Source organism: Phyllobacterium chamaecytisi (assembly GCF_020164455.1).
Lineage (GTDB): Bacteria > Pseudomonadota > Alphaproteobacteria > Rhizobiales > Rhizobiaceae > Phyllobacterium > Phyllobacterium chamaecytisi.
Genome location: NZ_JAIQWW010000001.1, coordinates 644,566 through 662,152, shown reverse-complemented (window position 1 = coordinate 662,152; position 17,587 = coordinate 644,566). Strand labels below are relative to the sequence as shown.

The 17,587-nt window shown below is 54.7% G+C and carries 18 protein-coding genes; all 18 read right to left on the bottom strand.

The window, feature by feature from the left end; all coding sequences use genetic code 11:
- Positions 1-16 precede the first annotated feature (16 nt).
- Positions 17-1,522: an NADH-quinone oxidoreductase subunit M gene (locus LB462_RS03440; RefSeq protein ID WP_224505951.1), complete on the bottom strand. Its 1,506-nt coding sequence runs from the start codon at positions 1,520-1,522 to the stop codon at positions 17-19.
- Positions 1,522-3,513 (bottom strand): NADH-quinone oxidoreductase subunit L, encoded by a 1,992-nt coding sequence (gene nuoL, locus LB462_RS03435; protein WP_224505950.1) that lies wholly within the window; start codon positions 3,511-3,513, stop codon positions 1,522-1,524. The genes LB462_RS03440 and nuoL overlap by 1 nt, the downstream gene beginning before the upstream one ends.
- Positions 3,514-3,520: 7 nt before the next feature.
- Complete coding sequence (gene nuoK / locus LB462_RS03430; RefSeq protein ID WP_112530899.1) at positions 3,521-3,829, bottom strand: NADH-quinone oxidoreductase subunit NuoK; 309 nt, start codon at positions 3,827-3,829, stop codon at positions 3,521-3,523.
- Positions 3,829-4,461, bottom strand: a complete 633-nt coding sequence (locus LB462_RS03425; RefSeq protein WP_112530898.1) for an NADH-quinone oxidoreductase subunit J — start codon at positions 4,459-4,461, stop codon at positions 3,829-3,831. Before LB462_RS03425 ends, nuoK begins: the two co-directional genes overlap by 1 nt.
- A gap of 203 nt (positions 4,462-4,664) precedes the next feature.
- A complete protein-coding gene (gene nuoI / locus LB462_RS03420) occupies positions 4,665-5,168 on the bottom strand; it encodes an NADH-quinone oxidoreductase subunit NuoI (protein ID WP_112530897.1) in 504 nt (167 codons plus the stop codon).
- The gene (nuoH, locus tag LB462_RS03415; RefSeq protein ID WP_224505949.1) at positions 5,165-6,211 is read right to left on the bottom strand and encodes an NADH-quinone oxidoreductase subunit NuoH; all 1,047 of its coding nucleotides are present in this window, start codon (positions 6,209-6,211) and stop codon (positions 5,165-5,167) included. The genes nuoI and nuoH overlap by 4 nt, the downstream gene beginning before the upstream one ends.
- Before the next feature lie 18 nt (positions 6,212-6,229).
- Positions 6,230-8,311 carry an NADH-quinone oxidoreductase subunit NuoG gene (gene nuoG / locus LB462_RS03410; protein WP_224505948.1) on the bottom strand — a complete coding sequence of 694 codons (2,082 nt, stop codon included), beginning with the start codon at positions 8,309-8,311 and terminating at the stop codon, positions 6,230-6,232.
- Positions 8,311-8,622 carry a pentapeptide repeat-containing protein gene (locus tag LB462_RS03405; RefSeq protein WP_224506040.1) on the bottom strand — a complete coding sequence of 104 codons (312 nt, stop codon included), beginning with the start codon at positions 8,620-8,622 and terminating at the stop codon, positions 8,311-8,313. Before LB462_RS03405 ends, nuoG begins: the two co-directional genes overlap by 1 nt.
- A complete protein-coding gene (locus tag LB462_RS03400; RefSeq protein ID WP_224505947.1) occupies positions 8,622-9,236 on the bottom strand; it encodes a helix-hairpin-helix domain-containing protein in 615 nt (204 codons plus the stop codon). Before LB462_RS03400 ends, LB462_RS03405 begins: the two co-directional genes overlap by 1 nt.
- An 11-nt stretch (positions 9,237-9,247) precedes the next feature.
- The gene (gene nuoF, locus LB462_RS03395) at positions 9,248-10,549 is read right to left on the bottom strand and encodes an NADH-quinone oxidoreductase subunit NuoF (protein WP_112530892.1); all 1,302 of its coding nucleotides are present in this window, start codon (positions 10,547-10,549) and stop codon (positions 9,248-9,250) included.
- A gap of 64 nt (positions 10,550-10,613) precedes the next feature.
- Complete coding sequence (locus tag LB462_RS03390; protein ID WP_224505946.1) at positions 10,614-11,783, bottom strand: NADH-quinone oxidoreductase subunit E; 1,170 nt, start codon at positions 11,781-11,783, stop codon at positions 10,614-10,616.
- The gene (locus LB462_RS03385; protein ID WP_224505945.1) at positions 11,783-12,973 is read right to left on the bottom strand and encodes an NADH-quinone oxidoreductase subunit D; all 1,191 of its coding nucleotides are present in this window, start codon (positions 12,971-12,973) and stop codon (positions 11,783-11,785) included. The genes LB462_RS03390 and LB462_RS03385 overlap by 1 nt, the downstream gene beginning before the upstream one ends.
- A gap of 42 nt (positions 12,974-13,015) precedes the next feature.
- Positions 13,016-13,624, bottom strand: coding sequence for an NADH-quinone oxidoreductase subunit C (locus LB462_RS03380; RefSeq protein WP_224505944.1), 609 nt, complete (start codon positions 13,622-13,624; stop codon positions 13,016-13,018).
- Positions 13,625-13,633: 9 nt separating this feature from the next.
- Positions 13,634-14,215 carry a NuoB/complex I 20 kDa subunit family protein gene (locus LB462_RS03375; RefSeq protein ID WP_224505943.1) on the bottom strand — a complete coding sequence of 194 codons (582 nt, stop codon included), beginning with the start codon at positions 14,213-14,215 and terminating at the stop codon, positions 13,634-13,636.
- Positions 14,206-14,571 carry an NADH-quinone oxidoreductase subunit A gene (locus tag LB462_RS03370; RefSeq protein ID WP_112530887.1) on the bottom strand — a complete coding sequence of 122 codons (366 nt, stop codon included), beginning with the start codon at positions 14,569-14,571 and terminating at the stop codon, positions 14,206-14,208. The genes LB462_RS03375 and LB462_RS03370 overlap by 10 nt, the downstream gene beginning before the upstream one ends.
- A gap of 408 nt (positions 14,572-14,979) precedes the next feature.
- Positions 14,980-16,191 carry an MFS transporter gene (locus LB462_RS03365; RefSeq protein WP_224505942.1) on the bottom strand — a complete coding sequence of 404 codons (1,212 nt, stop codon included), beginning with the start codon at positions 16,189-16,191 and terminating at the stop codon, positions 14,980-14,982.
- A gap of 334 nt (positions 16,192-16,525) precedes the next feature.
- A complete protein-coding gene (locus LB462_RS03360) occupies positions 16,526-16,912 on the bottom strand; it encodes a hypothetical protein (protein ID WP_224505941.1) in 387 nt (128 codons plus the stop codon).
- A 146-nt stretch (positions 16,913-17,058) separates the two neighbouring features.
- The gene (locus tag LB462_RS03355; RefSeq protein WP_224505940.1) at positions 17,059-17,496 is read right to left on the bottom strand and encodes an SRPBCC family protein; all 438 of its coding nucleotides are present in this window, start codon (positions 17,494-17,496) and stop codon (positions 17,059-17,061) included.
- Positions 17,497-17,587 lie beyond the last annotated feature (91 nt).

The window sequence follows — 17,587 nt, the reverse complement described above, 5'->3', positions numbered from 1 at the left end:
CCTTGGCCTCTTCCTGCTATTTCAACGCCAGTGTGGCGGCTGAGGACAGCGCGTTGTTATACTGATTGATCAGTGCGTGTACGGAACTGGCCGTCGCATCGAAGATAGGCATCGGATATACACCGTAGAAAATGGTGAGAACTACCAACGGGTAAATAACTGCCTTTTCACGCAGCGACATATCCAGGAGCGACTTCAGGCTTTCCTTGTCCAATGCTCCGAATATGACGCGCCGATAGAGCCAAAGCGCGTAGGCGGCCGAGAAGATGACGCCACTCGTTGCAAACAGGGCAACCCAGGTGTTCACACGGAAAACGCCAAGCAGTGTCAAAAATTCACCGATAAATCCCGAAGTGCCAGGAAGACCAACGTTGGCCATGGTGAAGATCATAAACACGACTGCATATTTCGGCATGTTGTTTACAAGGCCGCCATAGGCCGCGATCTCGCGCGTATGGGTTCTGTCGTAGACAATACCTACACAGAGAAACAGCGCGCTGGATACCAGGCCGTGTGAGAGCATCTGGAATATTGCGCCCTGAATGCCCTGCTCGTTGGCTGCGAAGATGCCCATCGTAACGTAGCCCATGTGGGCAACGGATGAATAGGCAATCAGCTTCTTTATATCTTGCTGCGCCAGCGCAACGAGCGATGTGTAAATGATGGCGACCACGGAGAGCGTATAGATCAGCGGTGCAAAATCGGCCGAAGCATTCGGGAACATGGGAAGGGAGAAACGTATGAAACCGTATCCACCAAGCTTCAACAGGATGCCGGCCAGAATGGCGGACGCCGCCGTCGGCGCTTCAACGTGGGCATCCGGCAACCAAGTGTGCACCGGCCACATTGGCATCTTCACAGCAAATGAGGCGAAGAAGGCGAACCATAACCAGGTCTGCATCGACGCGGGAAACTTGTAGGCAAGCAAGGTCGGAATATCTGTCGTACCGGCCTGCCAGTACATCGCCATGATAGCAAGCAGCATCAGCACCGAGCCGAGCAAGGTATAAAGGAAGAATTTGAAGCTGGCATAGACGCGCCTCTTACCACCCCAGACACCGATAATGATGAACATCGGCACGAGAACAGCTTCGAAAAACACGTAGAACAGCACGATATCGAGCGCACAGAACACGCCAATCATCAGCGTTTCGAGAACCAGAAACGCGATCATATACTCCTTGACGCGTGTCTGGATCGCTTCCCAGCTAGCCAGAATGCATAGCGGCATCAGGAATGTGGTGAGGATGACGAACAGCATTGAAATGCCGTCGACGCCCATATGATAGGAAATTCCGGAGTCGAGCCAAGCAGCCTTCTCGACAAACTGAAAGCCGGCTTGGCCATTGTCGAAATAGTACCAGATCGGCAATGAGAGCAGGAACGTAATGATCGTCGTCCACAGGGTCACATTGCGTATGTTGCGGCGTGCAGCATCGCTATCGTCCCGGATCATCAGGACAAGTAAGGCACCGACCAATGGCAGGAAGGTAACAGTCGAGAGAATTGGCCAGTCGGTCATCAGAAATTGCTCCCGAGCATCATCCACGTGACGAGTGCGGCGACCCCGATGAGCATCGCGAACGCATAATGATAAAGGTAACCGGATTGCAGGCGAACCACCCGGTTGGTGACGTCAACCACACGTGCGGAAATTCCGTCCGGACCATGCCCGTCGATCAGCCAGCCATCGCCCTGCTTCCACAGGAATCGGCCAAGTGCCTTTGTCGGACGCACGAACAGGAAGTCGTAGAGCTCATCAAAATACCACTTGTTGAGCAGGAACTGGTAAAGGCCGGGATGCTGTGCGGCGAGCCGTCTCGGTGTCTCGGGTGAGCGAATATAGAAGTACCAGGCAACGATGAACCCTACCGCCATTGCAAGGAAGGGCGACATCGCCACCAGGAATGGCACGTGATGATGCTCTTCGAGGATTTCGTTTTCCGGCCCCGTGAAGATCGCACCCTTCCAGAATTCGGCATATTCATGACCGAAGAAATACTCACGGAATATAACACCGGCGAACAGCGCGCCCGCCGCCAGAATGAACAGCGGAACCAGCATGACATAGGGTGACTCATGCACATGATGCATCACGTCGTGGCTGGCGCGTGGCTTGCCGTGGAAAGTCATGAAAATCAGACGCCATGAATAGAAGCTGGTGAAGATCGCCGCGACGACAAGAAGGATAAAGGCGTAACTGGCCATAGGGCTGTGCGACGCGAACGCGGATTCGATAATCATGTCCTTCGAGAAGAACCCTGCCGTACCGATAAGTGTCCCTGGAATACCCAATCCTGTCAGGGCAACAGTCCCGACGATCATCATCCAGTAGGTTTTGGGGATCAACGTGCGAAGACCGCCCATATGGCGCATGTCCTGCTCATCGGAAACGGCGTGAATAACGGAACCTGCACCAAGGAACAGCAGCGCCTTGAAGAAAGCGTGTGTGAACAGGTGGAAGATGCCGGCACCGTAAGCACCGAGACCCAAGGCAACGAACATGTACCCGAGCTGCGAACAGGTCGAGTAAGCGATCACGCGCTTGATATCGTTCTGCACGAGGCCAACAGTTGCGGCAAAGAACGCTGTGGTTGCGCCGATGAATGTCACAAAAATCAACGCAGTATGCGACAATTCAAAGATTGGCGACAGGCGGGCAACCATGAATACGCCGGCCGTGACCATGGTTGCTGCATGGATGAGCGCAGAGACCGGTGTCGGGCCTTCCATGGCGTCCGGCAACCAGGTGTGCAGGAGGAACTGTGCAGACTTACCCATCGCACCCATAAAGAGCAGCAGGCAGGCAATAGTGATCGCACCCTGTTTGTCGAGGGTATAGCCAAGGAAGTTCAGGACAGTCTGACCACTCTCAGCGGCACCCTCTGCCGGAAGATACTGCGCAGCGGAAGCAAAAAGCGTGTCGAACTGAACCGTATCGAAAAGCACAAACAGCGAGAATATGCCGAGCAGGAAGCCAAAATCGCCGATGCGGTTGACAACGAAGGCTTTGATGGCCGCTGCATTTGCCGAAGGTTTCTTGAACCAGAAGCCGATCAAAAGATAGGAAGCAAGGCCGACACCTTCCCAACCGAAGAACATCTGGACCAGATTATCGCCGGTCACCAGCATCAACATGGCGAAGGTGAAGAGTGAAAGATAGGCGAAGAAGCGTGGCCGATCCGGATCATGGTGCATGTAGCCGATCGAATATGTATGGACCAGCGCCGAGACAGTGTTGACGACAACCAGCATTACCACGGTCAGCGTATCGATGCGGAGCGCCCAGTCGAAGCTTAACGAACCCGACTCGACCCAGTGTGCAACTGGAATCTTGAACGCCTCGCCATGACCAAGTGCGACGGTCGCAAACGCAATCCAGGACAGGACCGCGCATACGATCAACAAGCCGGTCGTAACATATTCGCTCGCCTTCGCACCGATCGATGAGCCGAAAAGGCCAGCAATCAAAAAGCCAAGTAGCGGAAGGAAGACAATCGCCAGATACAGCATGCCCTCGTCAACCTTTCATCATGTTGACGTCTTCCACCGCAATCGACCCGCGATTGCGATAGAACACGACGAGAATAGCAAGACCGATCGCTGCTTCTGCAGCGGCAACGGTCAAGACAAACAGTGCAAACACCTGGCCGACCAAATCGCCCAGAGCAGCGGAAAACGCTACGAAATTGAGGTTAACTGCAAGCAGGATCAATTCGACCGACATCAGAATGATGATGACGTTCTTCCTGTTAAGGAAGATGCCGAAGATCCCGAGCGTAAACAGCAGGGCAGAAACAGTCAGATAGTGTGCGATACCGATTTCCATCATGACACCTCTGTCAGGCCCTTGCCTGTTTCAACTTGTTTGACCTCGATGGCCGTTGCCGGCGTACGTGCGACCTGCTCTGAAACGTTCTGTCGTTTGATGTTCGGTTTGTGACGAAGCGTCAATACAATCGCGCCAATCATCGCAACGAGAAGGACGAGACCAGCAATCTGGAAGAAGTAAACGTAGTCTGTATAGAGAATGTCGCCGAGCGCCGCCGTATTGGTGCGCGTCGCTACGTCAGGCGTTGGCTGGAATGCCACTGTTCCCAGTTTCGGTGCAAAGACCGATCCGCCCAGAACGATAATCAGTTCAGCAGCAAGGATCAGACCGACGAGTGCGCCGATAGGTGCATATTGCAGCGCGCCGCTTTTCAATTCAGCGAAATCGACATCAAGCATCATGACAACGAAGAGGAACAGAACCGCGACCGCCCCAACATAAACGACCAAAAGGATCATCGCCAGGAACTCGGCGCCGGTCAAAAGGAACAAACCTGCCGCATTGAAAAATGCGAGGATCAAGAACAACACGGAGTGCACAGGATTGCGAGCCGCAATCACCATGAACGCACTGGCGACGGTTATGAAGGCGAAGAGATAAAAAAACGCCGCCGCGATACCTGTCAGCATGGGTTCCCCCGATTTCCATTCCGGCAGGGCTTTCCTGCCATTTCTAACTTCGTCTTACAGCAATTCCGGGCGGGAAACCGGTTCCCACTTCCCCGAGATTGCTCTGATGCGATTCACGCGATTTCCGCGCGTTCGCAGCCTCTTAGCCCATGTTCCGGTCCGATAGAAGCTATCGTCCCAAGGACACAAGCGCGCACGCATTTTTACCGGTAAGGCGCGTCCATTGCGATGTTGCGCGCCAGTTCCCGCTCCCAGCGATCGCCGTTAGCAAGCAGCCGGTCCTTATCGTAGTAAAGTTCCTCACGGCTCTCCGTGGCGAACTCGAAGTTCGGTCCCTCGACAATGGCATCTACTGGGCATGCCTCTTGGCAAAAGCCGCAATAGATGCACTTCACCATGTCAATGTCATAACGCACGGTGCGGCGCGTTCCGTCGTTGCGGCGCGGGCCCGCTTCGATCGTTATGGCCTGCGCCGGGCAGATCGCTTCGCAGAGCTTGCAGGCGATGCAACGCTCTTCGCCATTGGGATAGCGGCGCAGCGCATGCTCACCGCGAAAGCGCGGGCTGAGCGGACCCTTCTCGTAAGGATAATTCAAGGTCGCCTTCGGAGCGAAGAACTGCCGCATCGACAGGAAGAACGCCCCGACGAATTCCAGAAGCAGGAGCGATTTGGCAGCTTGTGCCAAGGAACCAGTATTCGAGCTCATGGCGTAAGACCCGTGATTTTAAGGAAGGCCGCAGTGGCGATGACCATGAAGATCGAGATTGGCAGGAATACCTTCCAACCAAGACGCATCAGTTGGTCGTAGCGATAGCGCGGAACGAATGCTTTTACCATGGCGAACATGAAGAAGCAGAAGAACAGCTTGAGGAGGAACCAGACTACCCCCGGCACCCAATTAAGGAACCACACATCAACTGGTGGCAGCCAACCGCCCAAGAACATGATGGTCATCAGCGCGCACATCAGCGTAATCGCAACGTATTCGCCAAGGAAGAACAACAGGAAGGCGGTAGACGAATATTCGATCATGTGGCCGGCGACCAGTTCCGATTCCGCCTCTACGAGATCGAAGGGCGGACGGTTGGTTTCTGCCAGTGCCGAGATGAAGAAGATGATGAACATCGGGAACAGACCGAGCCAGTGCCAATCCAGAAATGAGCTTGGCAGTCCGACAATTGTGCCTAAACCATCCCTCTGCGAATTGACGATATCTGTCAGGTTCAATGAACCGACGCAAAGCAGAACAGTGACGATGACGAAGCCGATAGAAACTTCGTAAGACACCATCTGCGCTGCAGAACGCAAAGCGCCGAGAAAAGGATACTTCGAATTCGACGCCCAACCGGCCATGATCACGCCGTAAACTTCGAGCGAAGAAATGGCGAGGACATAAAGAATGCCAACGTTAACATTGGCGACCGCCCAGCCCTCGTTGACGGGGATAACCGCCCACGCTGCCATGGCAAGTACCGACGAGACAAGCGGCGCCAGCAGGAAAATCCCCTTGTTGGCGCCGGATGGAATGATCGGCTCCTTGACGACGAACTTTAGAAGATCAGCGAACGACTGCAGCAGACCGAATGGCCCAACAACGTTTGGTCCCCGACGCAGCTGAACTGCCGCCCAGATTTTGCGATCCGCATAAAGCAGGTAGGCTATGATCAGCAGCATCACGACCAGCATCAGAAGTGATTTTCCGAGGATGATCAGCAGCGGCAGGATATAGGTTGCGAAAATTTCTTCCATGTCAGTTATCTTCTCCGCCTACTCGGCCGCCTGCTTGAAGCCACTCTTGGCAAGCGCGGAACATTCGGCCATGACGGCTGATGCGCGTGCTATTGGATTGGTCAAGTAGAAATCCTTCACCGGCGATACAAAGGCAGTTTTCTCAACAGAACCAGATGCATTCGCCAGCTTCCTGATATCTGCAGGGTCGCCGGCCTCGATGTGATCGATCATGGCAAGATGCGGATACTCCGCGTAGAGGACGGAACGCAAGGCCGTCAGCGAGTCGAATGGCAATTTCTTTCCGAGAACATCCGACAACGCCCGCAGGATCGCCCAATCTTCCTTGGCATTACCCGGTGCAAACCCAGCACGATTGGTCATCTGCACGCGACCTTCCGTGTTGACATACGTACCAGACTTCTCGGTATATGCCGCACCGGGCAGGATTACGTCGGCGTTATGTGCGCCCTGATCGCCATGAGTTCCGATATAAACTGTGAAGGCTTTGCTTCTCTTTTCCCAGTTCAGTTCGTCGGCGCCGAGAAGGAACAGCACATCAAGCGCACCCTTCATCTCCGCGACTGTCTTGCCGTTTGTCCCCGGCACAAACCCGATGTCGAGCGCACCAACCCGGCTAGCAGCCGTATGAATGACACCAAAGCCGTTCCATTCGGCGCTGAGCGCGCCGGTGTCGGCGGCAATCTTGGCCGCAAGACCGAGCACGGACGCGCCGTCTGTACGGGATAGAGCGCCCTGCCCTATGATCACCATTGGGTTCTGGGCTTTCTTCAGCACAGACAGGAACTTCAGAGAACCGTTGGTGAGATCTACCAGGGTCTCGGCACCGCTCCCAAGGTACTCGTATTTGTAGCGGAGATCAGCCTGCTCTCCTATCACCGCAATTGGCGTTCCAGCAGCCCGCCAACGCTTGCGGATGCGAGTATTAAGCAATGAAGCTTCGAAACGTGGATTGGAGCCGATAATCAGGATCGCGTCAGCGAGTTCGATGCCATCGATTGCTGGGTTGAATATATAGGACGCGCGTCCATTAGCAGTATCGAGGACAGAACCATCCTGCCGTGCATCAATATTTTCGGATCCAAGCGATTGCATCAGCAGCTTTAGAGCGTACATTTCCTCGACGGTTGCGAGATCACCGGCGATAGCGCCGATCTTGCTGCCCTTCGTCTTGGTGACGGCGGCTTTGATGGCCTCAAAGGCTTCCGGCCAACTTGCAGCTACCAGGCGACCGGCCTTCCGGACATAGGGTCGATCAAGGCGCTGGGTACGCAAACCGTCCCAGATGAAGCGAGTCTTGTCGGAAATCCATTCCTCGTTCACCTGCTCATTGACGCGCGGCATGATGCGCATCACTTCACGGCCCCGCGTATCGACCCGGATAGCCGAGCCGACCGCATCCATCACATCGATGGACTCGGTCTTGTTCAGCTCCCACGGACGCGCCTGGAATGCGTATGGCTTGGAAGTCAGTGCGCCGACCGGGCAAAGGTCGATTACGTTACCCTGTAATTCGGACGTCATTGCATGCTCGAGATATGTGGTGATCTCGGCGTCCTCGCCGCGACCGATCAGACCAAGCTCGGAAATGCCTGCAACCTCTGTTGTAAAGCGAACGCAGCGCGTGCAATGAATGCAGCGCGTCATGATCGTCTTGACGAGCGGACCGATGTATTTGTCTTCAACGGCGCGCTTGTTTTCCTTGTAGCGCGATGAATCAACGCCGAAGGCCATTGCCTGATCCTGCAGATCGCATTCGCCGCCCTGATCGCAGATCGGGCAATCAAGCGGATGATTGATGAGCAGGAACTCCATCACGCCCTCACGGGCCTTCTTGACCATCGGTGTATTGGTGAAAATCTCCGGCGTCTCACCATTGGGACCAGGGCGCAGGTCGCGCACGCCCATCGCGCAGGATGCAGCCGGCTTGGGCGGCCCGCCCTTCACTTCGATCAGGCACATGCGGCAATTGCCGGCGATCGACAAGCGCTCATGAAAACAGAACCGTGGCACCTCTGAACCAGCCGTTTCCGCAGCCTGCAGAAGCGTGTAGTGATCCGGTACCTCGATTTCTTTACCGTCGACTTTGATCTTCGCCATTATTCTTCTCCGGCACGGTTGGCCGATTCATAAGCTTCAAACAGGTCTTTCACAGAAACGCCATTGATGATCATTCCTGCGAGCAAGGCGCTCTCAATCTTCACATTGCTCATGTTAACATTTCTGAACAACACATTGGAAAGATTGGCATCCTCAATCTTTGAATTGCTCAAATTCACCTTTTCAATCACGGCAGCGGACAGATTGACGTTGTGAAAACGGGTATTCGACAAATTCACGTCATCAAATTTGGAATTGGCAACGCTTGCGTCGCGCACATCAAGTACGTCACGTGTCGCATGCATCTCCATCACTCACCTGCTCCGTTCGACATCACGAGACCATTTGCCTGTCCCACCCAGTCGTCACGAGAAATTCGCCCGCCAAGTTTGAGCTGATCGTCAACCTTGGCTAAATCATCGACCGTCCATGCCGCTATTTGAGCATAAGTCCGAATACCCATGCCATTCAGAACCTGTTCAAGCTTGGGACCTACGCCGGAAATGCGCTTTAGATCATCTGCGCTCTCTGATGCAGTCGCAACGGCATGAGCCAATGGATTGGTTGCGATCGAGATGTTCATTTTATTTGCAGGCATTTTTCCAATTGAAACGGGCGCCTTTTCCTTGATTGTCCCAGCTTTCTTGCGGATGATCGTCTTCAGCGCATCTATATCAGGCGAAGGTTGCGGCTCGGCTACACGCGATTGGCCGGGTACAGCGGTCAACCTTGTATTCATGTCGAATGCACTTGCCATTGCACCGGCCCAGAAACCCCATATCTGGCTGGCGACACCAAAGCCAAGCGCAGAAGCCGCTGCCGCTGCGCCAAGCTGAGGTGTCAGCAAATTCGCCGCTGGCAACACATGCTTTGGCATCAATGCTGTCCAATCAACGCTGGAGTTCTTGATTTCGGTATCTGACATCGTCCCTTCACCTATTCCGCAGCAACAAGCACTGGGCTTGCGGCTGCGTTGCGTGAAAATTCGTCGATTCGGCGTTCGATCTCCGGACGGAAATTGCGGATGAGACCCTGGATGGGCCATGCAGCAGCATCACCAAGAGCGCAGATCGTGTGACCTTCGATCTGCTTGGTAACGTCAAGCAGCATGTCGATTTCACGTTTCTGAGCGTTGCCCGTAACCATGCGTTCCATCACGCGCCACATCCAGCCAGTTCCTTCACGGCATGGCGTGCACTGGCCACAGCTCTCATGCTTGAAGAAGTAGGACAAGCGCGCAATCGCGCGGACAATATCGGTCGATTTATCCATGACGATGACAGCGGCTGTACCGAACGACGATTTGACGTTGCGCAGTCCGTCGAAATCCATCGGGCAGTCCATGATATCTGCCGCCGTTACCACGGGGCAGGATGCACCGCCCGGAATAACGGCCAGCAGATTGTCCCAACCGCCGCGAATGCCGCCTGCATGCTTCTCGATCAGCTCACGGAAGGGAATGCCCATGGCTTCTTCGACTGTGCAGGGATTGTTGACGTGTCCGGACACCATGAACAGCTTGGTGCCGACATTGTTCGGACGACCAATGCTGGAGAACCATGCCGCACCGCGACGCAGGATCGTCGGAGCCACTGCAATGGACTCGACATTGTTTACTGTGGTCGGGCAGCCATAAAGACCCATATTGGCCGGGAATGGCGGCTTCAGGCGCGGCTGACCCTTCTTGCCTTCCAGGCTTTCGAGCAGAGCCGTCTCTTCGCCGCAAATATAAGCGCCTGCGCCATGATGGACGAAAATATCGTAGTCCCAGCCATTCTTGTTGTTCTTACCAATAAGACCCGCATCGTAGCATTCGTCGATAGCGATCTGCAGCGCTTCACGCTCGCGAATATACTCGCCGCGCACGTAAATGTAGCAAGTATGGGCAGCCATGGCGAAACCGGCAATCAGGCAGCCTTCGATCAGCGTATGCGGATCGTGCCGCATGATATCGCGGTCCTTGCAGGTGCCTGGCTCGGATTCGTCGGCATTGATGACGAGATAATGCGGACGTCCGTCGCTTTCCTTCGGCATGAATGACCATTTGAGACCGGTCGGAAAGCCGGCGCCACCGCGCCCGCGCAAGCCCGAGGCCTTCATTTCGTTGATGATCCAGTCACGGCCTTTGGCAATAATGCCCGCAGTGCCATCCCAGTGGCCGCGCGACATCACGCCCTTCAACGACTTGTCGTGAATGCCGTAAATATTATTGAAGATGCGGTCCTTATCAGCAAGCATTTCGCACCGGTCCTACTCTCTTCGTCCATTCTTGTGGATGCGAAATCTGCATCCACCAATCCATTTATCTCGGCTTCTTGCCGAAAACCTTGATGTACTCGGCCTCGCCGCCCTTGGCCAAGGCCTTGGCTTGCTTGACCCAGTCGTCTCGCTCAATGCGACCGCCGAACTTCATATAGCTGTCGACCCAGTCGCGCTCGGCTTTCTTCCACGCCGCAACCTGCGCGAACGTATAGATGCCAAGCTCGTGCAGGAGGATTTCGAACTTCGGACCGACGCCAGAGATCATCTTGAGATCATCGACAAGCGCAGGTTTTTCGATACCGGCAGGACGATCCCTGTCTTCCAGCGAAACCAGCTTCACCGGAGCTTTGATCGTCTGCACTGCAGGCTTCTCGCCCAGTGAGCCTTCGGCCAATGGGGGATTCTTGATTGTCCGCGCGGCAGGTGCAGCAGCAGCAGCTGGCTTCGAAGTCGCCTCTTCCGCTGCTTTGCTCGTCTTCACCTTGGATGGTGATCTGATCGCGGCATTGGTTACTTCATCATGCGTAACAGGTTTACCAGCATTTGACGGCGGCACACTTGCCTTGTCCGAATTGGCAGCTTTCGCACGCTTGGGTTTTTCATCGTCATTAAGCGAAGTCAGGCCAGTCTGCGGTGCAGAGAAAATACGCTTGATTTGCGGTCCGACTGGTATGGAATCGCCCTTCCCGGCATCGAACGCATCGATGATTTCCTCGAGCCGTTCGGGCGTCAGATCCTCGTAAGTATCCTTGAACACCATGATCATCGGGGCGTTGACACAGGCGCCGAGGCATTCGACCTCTTCCCAGGACAGGGTGCCGGACTCGTTCAGCTGAAACTGGTCATGATGGATCTTGTGCTGGCAGACCTTTTTAAGATCTTCCGAGCCACGCAACATGCAGGGCGTCGTGCCACATACCTGGATATGAGCGCGGGTGCCCACTGGCTTCAACTGGAACTGCGTATAGAACGTCGCAACTTCGAGGACACGGATCAGCGGCATATCGAGCATGGTCGCGACATGTTCAATCGCCGCCTTGGTAACCCAGCCATCCTGTTCCTGCGCGCGCATCAACAGTGGAATGACTGCCGACTGTTCACGGCCCTTTGGATATTTCTTGATTGCAAGCTTTGCCCAAGCGCTGTTTTCGCGATTAAACGCGAACGCTGCTGGCTGGACGTTATCTTCTGCGAGACGGCGTACGGACATTAACGATCAACCTCACCAAATACGATATCGAGCGAGCCGAGGACGGCGGAAACGTCGGCTAGCATGTGGCCACGGCACATGAAATCCATGGCCTGAAGATGGGCAAAACCCGGCGCGCGTAGTTTGACGCGATAAGGCTTGTTGGAACCATCTGAAACGAGGAATACGCCAAACTCGCCCTTAGGTGCTTCAACAGCGGCATACACTTCACCTGCCGGCACGTGATAGCCTTCTGTGTAAAGCTTGAAGTGATGGATCAAGGATTCCATCGAACGCTTCATCTCGCTGCGTTTTGGCGGCACGATCTTGGCGGATGTATTGGAAACAGGCCCTACCCGCTCCTTGCCAAGCAGCTGCTCTACGCATTGGCGCATGATGCGAACGGACTGGCGCATCTCTTCCATGCGGATCAGATAGCGATCGTAGCAATCGCCATTCTTGCCGATCGGAATGTCGAATTCCATTTCCGAGTAGCACTCATAGGGCTGCGACTTGCGCAAATCCCATGCGGCGCCGGAACCGCGAACCATAACGCCAGAGAAGCCCCATGCCCAGGCATCTTCCAGCTTCACGACACCAATATCGACGTTGCGCTGCTTGAAAATGCGGTTCGGCGTAATCAGATCGTCGAGATTCTTCACCGTTTGCAAGAATGGATCACACCATTTGCCGATGTCCTCGATCAGCTGGTCCGGTAGATCCTGGTGAACGCCGCCCGGACGAAAATAAGCAGCGTGCATACGAGCACCGCAAGCGCGCTCGTAGAACACCATCAGCTTCTCGCGTTCCTCGAAGCCCCACAGCGGCGGCGTTAGCGCGCCTACGTCCAACGCCTGTGTCGTCACGTTCAAAAGATGCGACAGGATGCGGCCGATTTCCGAAAACAGAACGCGGATAAGCTGGCCGCGCTTTGGCACTTCAATCTCGAGCAGGCGCTCGACTGCTAGCGCATACGCGTGCTCCTGGTTCATCGGCGCGACATAATCGAGACGGTCGAGATAGGGCACTGCCTGCAGATAAGTCTTGGCTTCCATCAACTTTTCGGTGCCGCGATGGAGCAAGCCGATATGTGGATCAACACGCTCGACTACCTCACCGTCCAGTTCAAGCACAAGACGCAAAACGCCATGTGCGGCCGGATGTTGTGGGCCGAAATTGATGTTGAAGTTGCGGACGCTGTGTTCAGTCATGGGTAAATTCCCGGTGGGCTGCGTCAAATGTTATCGGCACGCTCAATTTGTCTTCGCCTTCTCATCGCCCGGGAGCACATAATCAGTGCCTTCCCAAGGGGACTGGAAGTCAAAATTGCGAAACTCCTGCCTCAGTTCGACCGGTTCATAGACAACGCGTTTGACCTCGTCGTCGTAGCGAACCTCAACGAAGCCGGTAAGCGGAAAGTCTTTACGCAACGGATGACCTTCGAAACCATAATCTGTAAGGATACGGCGAAGGTCCGGGTGACCCGAGAACAATACGCCGTAAAGATCGTAGGTCTCACGCTCGTACCAGTCCGCACCCAGATAAACCGGCGTCGCCGATGGTACTGGCGTATCCTCGTCGGTCGCTATCTTGACGCGTATGCGCAAGTTCTGACGCGGCGAAAGCAGATGGTAAACGACATCGAACCGCGCGGCGCGCGATGGATAGTCGACGCCACTGATGTCGATCAGCGAGATGAACTGGCACTGGGCATCATCACGCAGGAAAGTCAGTGTCGCGATGAGTTCGCTGACCTCGACATCAACAGTCAGTTCGCCATAGGCAAGCTCGACTGATTTGAGGGAGAGACCCGCCCTGTCTTTGAGATAGTTGCCAAGTTCACTCAATGCTTCTTCAGCCATCGCCGTGTCCTATCGCTCTATCGTGCCGGTGCGGCGAATTTTCTTTTGCAACATCAACACGCCATACAGAAGCGCCTCTGCAGTAGGCGGGCAACCCGGCACGTAGATGTCGACGGGAACGACGCGATCGCAGCCCCGCACCACAGAATACGAATAGTGGTAATAGCCGCCGCCATTGGCGCAAGAACCCATCGAAATCACATAACGCGGCTCGGGCATCTGGTCATAGACCTTGCGCAATGCCGGTGCCATCTTGTTGGTCAGCGTGCCGGCCACGATCATCACATCCGATTGGCGCGGTGACGCGCGTGGCGCAAAACCAAAACGCTCCGCGTCATAGCGCGGCATGGAGGTATGCATCATTTCAACCGCGCAGCATGCGAGGCCGAAAGTCATCCACATCAGTGAACCGGTACGCGCCCAGGTAACCAGTGCATCCGCCGAGGTAACAAGAAATCCCTTATCAGCGAGCTCATTGTTGATCTCGCCGAAGAAAGCATCGTCGGACCCAACCGGCTTGCCGGTGTTCGGATCCAGAATACCCCTTGGTTGTGGTGCTACGAGGGTAGTGTTGCTGTCGGTCAATCCCATTCCAGCGCTCCCTTTTTCCACTCATAAATAAAGCCGATCGTCAGGACGCCCAAGAAGGCCATCATCGACCAGAAACCGAACCAGCCAATCTTGCCGAAGGAGATTGCCCACGGGAACAGGAAGGCCACTTCCAGATCGAAGATAATGAACAAGATCGAAACGAGATAAAAGCGTACGTCGAACTTCATACGAGCGTCGTCGAAGGCGTTAAAGCCGCACTCATAGGCTGACAATTTCTCGGGGTCCGGCGCACTATATGCGACCAGAAAAGGCGCAACCAACAGTGCCAGACCGATTACCAGCGCTACCCCGATAAAGATAACGATGGGCAGGTAGGAACTTAACAACTCGTTCATGATCCGTCTTTTTCCGCCTTGTGAACTCAGGCTGACAAGAATGCCATGTTATGCACATGACTGCCACAAATACGCGACAGATCACACCATTCTTGAAGAGGGTGTGATAGGGCGAGGGTTAGCGCGTTAGTGCCATGCGCGCAAGTGCAACAAAAATCGTGACAACGCCTGTATATTGACTTCATCGGTTACCTGATTTGTCTGCAAACTGCCAAAATATGGCGTTTTTTCCTATATTACGCTTCAAAATCGCGTCGATTTGCTCTTTAGAACGATATTAATCTGCAACAGCCGTTCAGAGACCTGCAACACGAGCCTCTGACTGCGACATTCGGTCCTACAAACGATTTAAGTAGTGAATTGCGCTCCCTTCGGCGCCATTCGTTTTGGCTGAGCAAAGCCATGTCGTCAAAGACCAGCGAGCGGCTCCAGACTGAGCCGTTCCAGTTCGTCGGAGTTGAGTTTGGCTTGGTCCACCCTGCGGTCCAGAATCCATGAGCCAACAGCAACCAGAACGGCAATCACGGCGAGCGCCGATCCAACAAAAGGCAGGTTCTGGTAAGATACGCCCCAAGTCAGCGCCGCCCCGCCAATCCACGCGCCCGACGCATTGCCAACGTTGAACGCTCCCTGATTGAGCGTTGCCGCCAAATTTGGCGCTTCTTCAGCCGTCTCGACCACCCGCATTTGCAGTGGCGGAACGATGATGAAGGTCAGGACACCCCAAATGAAGACAACAACGATTGCAGCAACGGCATTGCCGCTGACTTCGGCAAAAATTGCGTGGATGAACATGAGCGCGACGAGCGTACCAATGACAGTCGGCATAAGCTTCCAATCGGCAAGTTTTCCGCCGATGATGTTGCCAACCGTCATACCTGCGCCAAAGAGCAAGAGCACCCACGTGACCGCCGATGTCGAAATCCCTGAGACGTCAGTCAGGATCGGCTTTATATAGGTGAACACGGCAAAGAGGCCGGCGGATGCCAGTGCCGAGATAAGCATGGCCAGCCAGACCTGCAATTTCCCGAGCACCTTGATTTCACTTATAAAGCCCCCACCCTTCTGGTCTTCCTTGGTCGCGGGGACAAGTAGAACGATGGCTATTACAGCAGCAATACCGATCGCCACCACCGCGTAGAAAGTTGCACGCCAGCCATAGACCTCCCCGAGCGCAGTTCCTGCCGGCACGCCGAGGATATTGGCAAGCGTCAAGCCTGCAAACATCAATGCGATAGCGCTGGCCCGCTTATGGCGGGGAACAAGATTCGCGGCCACCACTGAACCAATTCCGAAAAAGGCACCATGACCAAACGCAGTTACCACCCGTGCAACCATGAGCGTCCAGTAGTTGGGTGCAATCGCACAGAAGAGATTGCCGACGACAAACAGCATCGCCAATCCGATCAGCACTGACTTACGCGGCAGCGATGCCGTGGCGATCGCGATGATCGGGGCTCCGATGACAACGCCGAGCGCGTATCCGGTAACCAGCAGGCCCGCACTTGGAATGGACACGCCGAGATCGGCCGCTACTTCCGGTAGCAAGCCCATGATCACGAACTCGGTTGTACCGATACAGAATGAGGCTATGGCAAGGGCAAGAATCGGTAGGGGCATGAGGCGACCGCGCGTCTGGAGGAAGAACGATGCTGCATACAGTCGAAATGTTTCACAATTGATTTTTGTGCAACGCAGCAATGCATTTACGCGGGTTCTAGCTGATCGGATATGAAATGCGTTTTAGTTTTGATCTTAGCAAAATCCTCATTCTTCAGATGGACACTCATGTTAATCTAACAGCCAGGTGCTCCATGACCCCTTACTTGCTACCATGCCTAGTGTCGTTCTGCCTGACGTATGTGCTGCTTTATCTCGTGAGCACATACGGCAATTCTCTGTTCGGCAAAAACGGCAAAAGGTGAACCATTACGGGCGCAAAAGTGCTGCGATCTTATGGTTTTGATCCGCAATATTCCATGAGCGCGCGCTTATCCTGCAACTCTGCATTCATGATGCCTTCAAAAGCGCGGATGTGCCGATCAACTACCCTTTGCGGTAGCGATGTCTCTTCAAGCGATTGCCGATAGCTGCTATATACCAGGCTCTTCGGAAACAGGTGATCGCCGCACATTTCGTACGAGCCCCGAGCCAAGGCAGCATAGGCGATATAGTCGGCATTCCTACGCGTGATGCCGTCTGCAACCATCTCCCGGATATGGACTTCGAACTTTTCCTTAAACAGGATTTCAGCGTAGCTTCCAGCATGAGCAACGCCGGAAAGGGCGACCAGCGCGCCAATTCCAAACACCGCATGTCGTACTTTAATAGTTGTTGCCATTGATCGCTCCCTTCCAGTCAGGCCGAGCTTGCGTCTGCCACATATAATAGCAACTGCATGGCAATTGAATGGAAAAAACCATCATCGGAGGAGAGACTACCAGCAAGCTTGGAGCTTCTTTGGCCATCCCCTATTTGACTTTGCCCTCATGCTTCGGGAGAGGTATCCGGTCCTGGGTCGCCGCCAGCTGCTGCTACGGCCAGTCTGCGCAAATAGTGGTTCCAGCCCTTTTCGTGGCTGGCCCGTTCCTTCTCGTCTGGCAGTCCGCCATGGGTGAAGCGCACCAGTGTTCCCCCATCCTTCTCGATGAGGTCGATCTCAATCAGGCCTGATCCCGGAGGCACATTCTCGTGGTCCTCCCAGCCGAAGCTGTAGGCCAGACGGTGGACTGGTATCACTTCCGTGAAATGGCCGCGAGCAGTGTGAGTATCGTTCATGCTGAGGAGATAAATGCCGCCCGGATGCGGCTCGACCGTCGCCTTGGTGCCCATCCAGCGCAGAATCTTGTCGGGATCGGTGAGGAAGGCGAAGACTGTTGCTTGCGGGGCTGCGATCTCAATCTCACTGTGAAACGTCTCGGTCATCGGCGATTCCTCCCGGTGCGGCTCGATGTCATTCCAGCTTTGGCGCAATGTAAGGCAATCGAGATTTCGCGCAAGAAACAAAAGCTCGTGA

What these genes read in the sequence shown, in the direction of transcription:
- LB462_RS03385 (WP_224505945.1), bottom strand. Translation starts at nt 12,973, where the DNA reads ATGACTGAACACAGCGTCCGCAACTTCAACATCAATTTCGGCCCACAA.
- LB462_RS03440 (WP_224505951.1), bottom strand. Translation starts at nt 1,522, where the DNA reads ATGACCGACTGGCCAATTCTCTCGACTGTTACCTTCCTGCCATTGGTC.
- nuoK (WP_112530899.1), bottom strand. Translation starts at nt 3,829, where the DNA reads ATGGAAATCGGTATCGCACACTATCTGACTGTTTCTGCCCTGCTGTTT.
- LB462_RS03370 (WP_112530887.1), bottom strand. Translation starts at nt 14,571, where the DNA reads ATGAACGAGTTGTTAAGTTCCTACCTGCCCATCGTTATCTTTATCGGG.
- nuoG (WP_224505948.1), bottom strand. Translation starts at nt 8,311, where the DNA reads ATGGCGAAGATCAAAGTCGACGGTAAAGAAATCGAGGTACCGGATCAC.
- nuoF (WP_112530892.1), bottom strand. Translation starts at nt 10,549, where the DNA reads ATGCTTGCTGATAAGGACCGCATCTTCAATAATATTTACGGCATTCAC.
- LB462_RS03405 (WP_224506040.1), bottom strand. Translation starts at nt 8,622, where the DNA reads ATGGAGATGCATGCGACACGTGACGTACTTGATGTGCGCGACGCAAGC.
- LB462_RS03365 (WP_224505942.1), bottom strand. Translation starts at nt 16,191, where the DNA reads ATGCCCCTACCGATTCTTGCCCTTGCCATAGCCTCATTCTGTATCGGT.
- nuoI (WP_112530897.1), bottom strand. Translation starts at nt 5,168, where the DNA reads ATGAGCTCGAATACTGGTTCCTTGGCACAAGCTGCCAAATCGCTCCTG.
- nuoL (WP_224505950.1), bottom strand. Translation starts at nt 3,513, where the DNA reads ATGCTGTATCTGGCGATTGTCTTCCTTCCGCTACTTGGCTTTTTGATT.
- LB462_RS03355 (WP_224505940.1), bottom strand. Translation starts at nt 17,496, where the DNA reads ATGACCGAGACGTTTCACAGTGAGATTGAGATCGCAGCCCCGCAAGCA.
- LB462_RS03360 (WP_224505941.1), bottom strand. Translation starts at nt 16,912, where the DNA reads ATGGCAACAACTATTAAAGTACGACATGCGGTGTTTGGAATTGGCGCG.
- LB462_RS03375 (WP_224505943.1), bottom strand. Translation starts at nt 14,215, where the DNA reads ATGGGATTGACCGACAGCAACACTACCCTCGTAGCACCACAACCAAGG.
- LB462_RS03425 (WP_112530898.1), bottom strand. Translation starts at nt 4,461, where the DNA reads ATGCTGACAGGTATCGCGGCGGCGTTTTTTTATCTCTTCGCCTTCATA.
- LB462_RS03380 (WP_224505944.1), bottom strand. Translation starts at nt 13,624, where the DNA reads ATGGCTGAAGAAGCATTGAGTGAACTTGGCAACTATCTCAAAGACAGG.
- LB462_RS03400 (WP_224505947.1), bottom strand. Translation starts at nt 9,236, where the DNA reads ATGTCAGATACCGAAATCAAGAACTCCAGCGTTGATTGGACAGCATTG.
- LB462_RS03390 (WP_224505946.1), bottom strand. Translation starts at nt 11,783, where the DNA reads ATGTCCGTACGCCGTCTCGCAGAAGATAACGTCCAGCCAGCAGCGTTC.
- nuoH (WP_224505949.1), bottom strand. Translation starts at nt 6,211, where the DNA reads ATGGAAGAAATTTTCGCAACCTATATCCTGCCGCTGCTGATCATCCTC.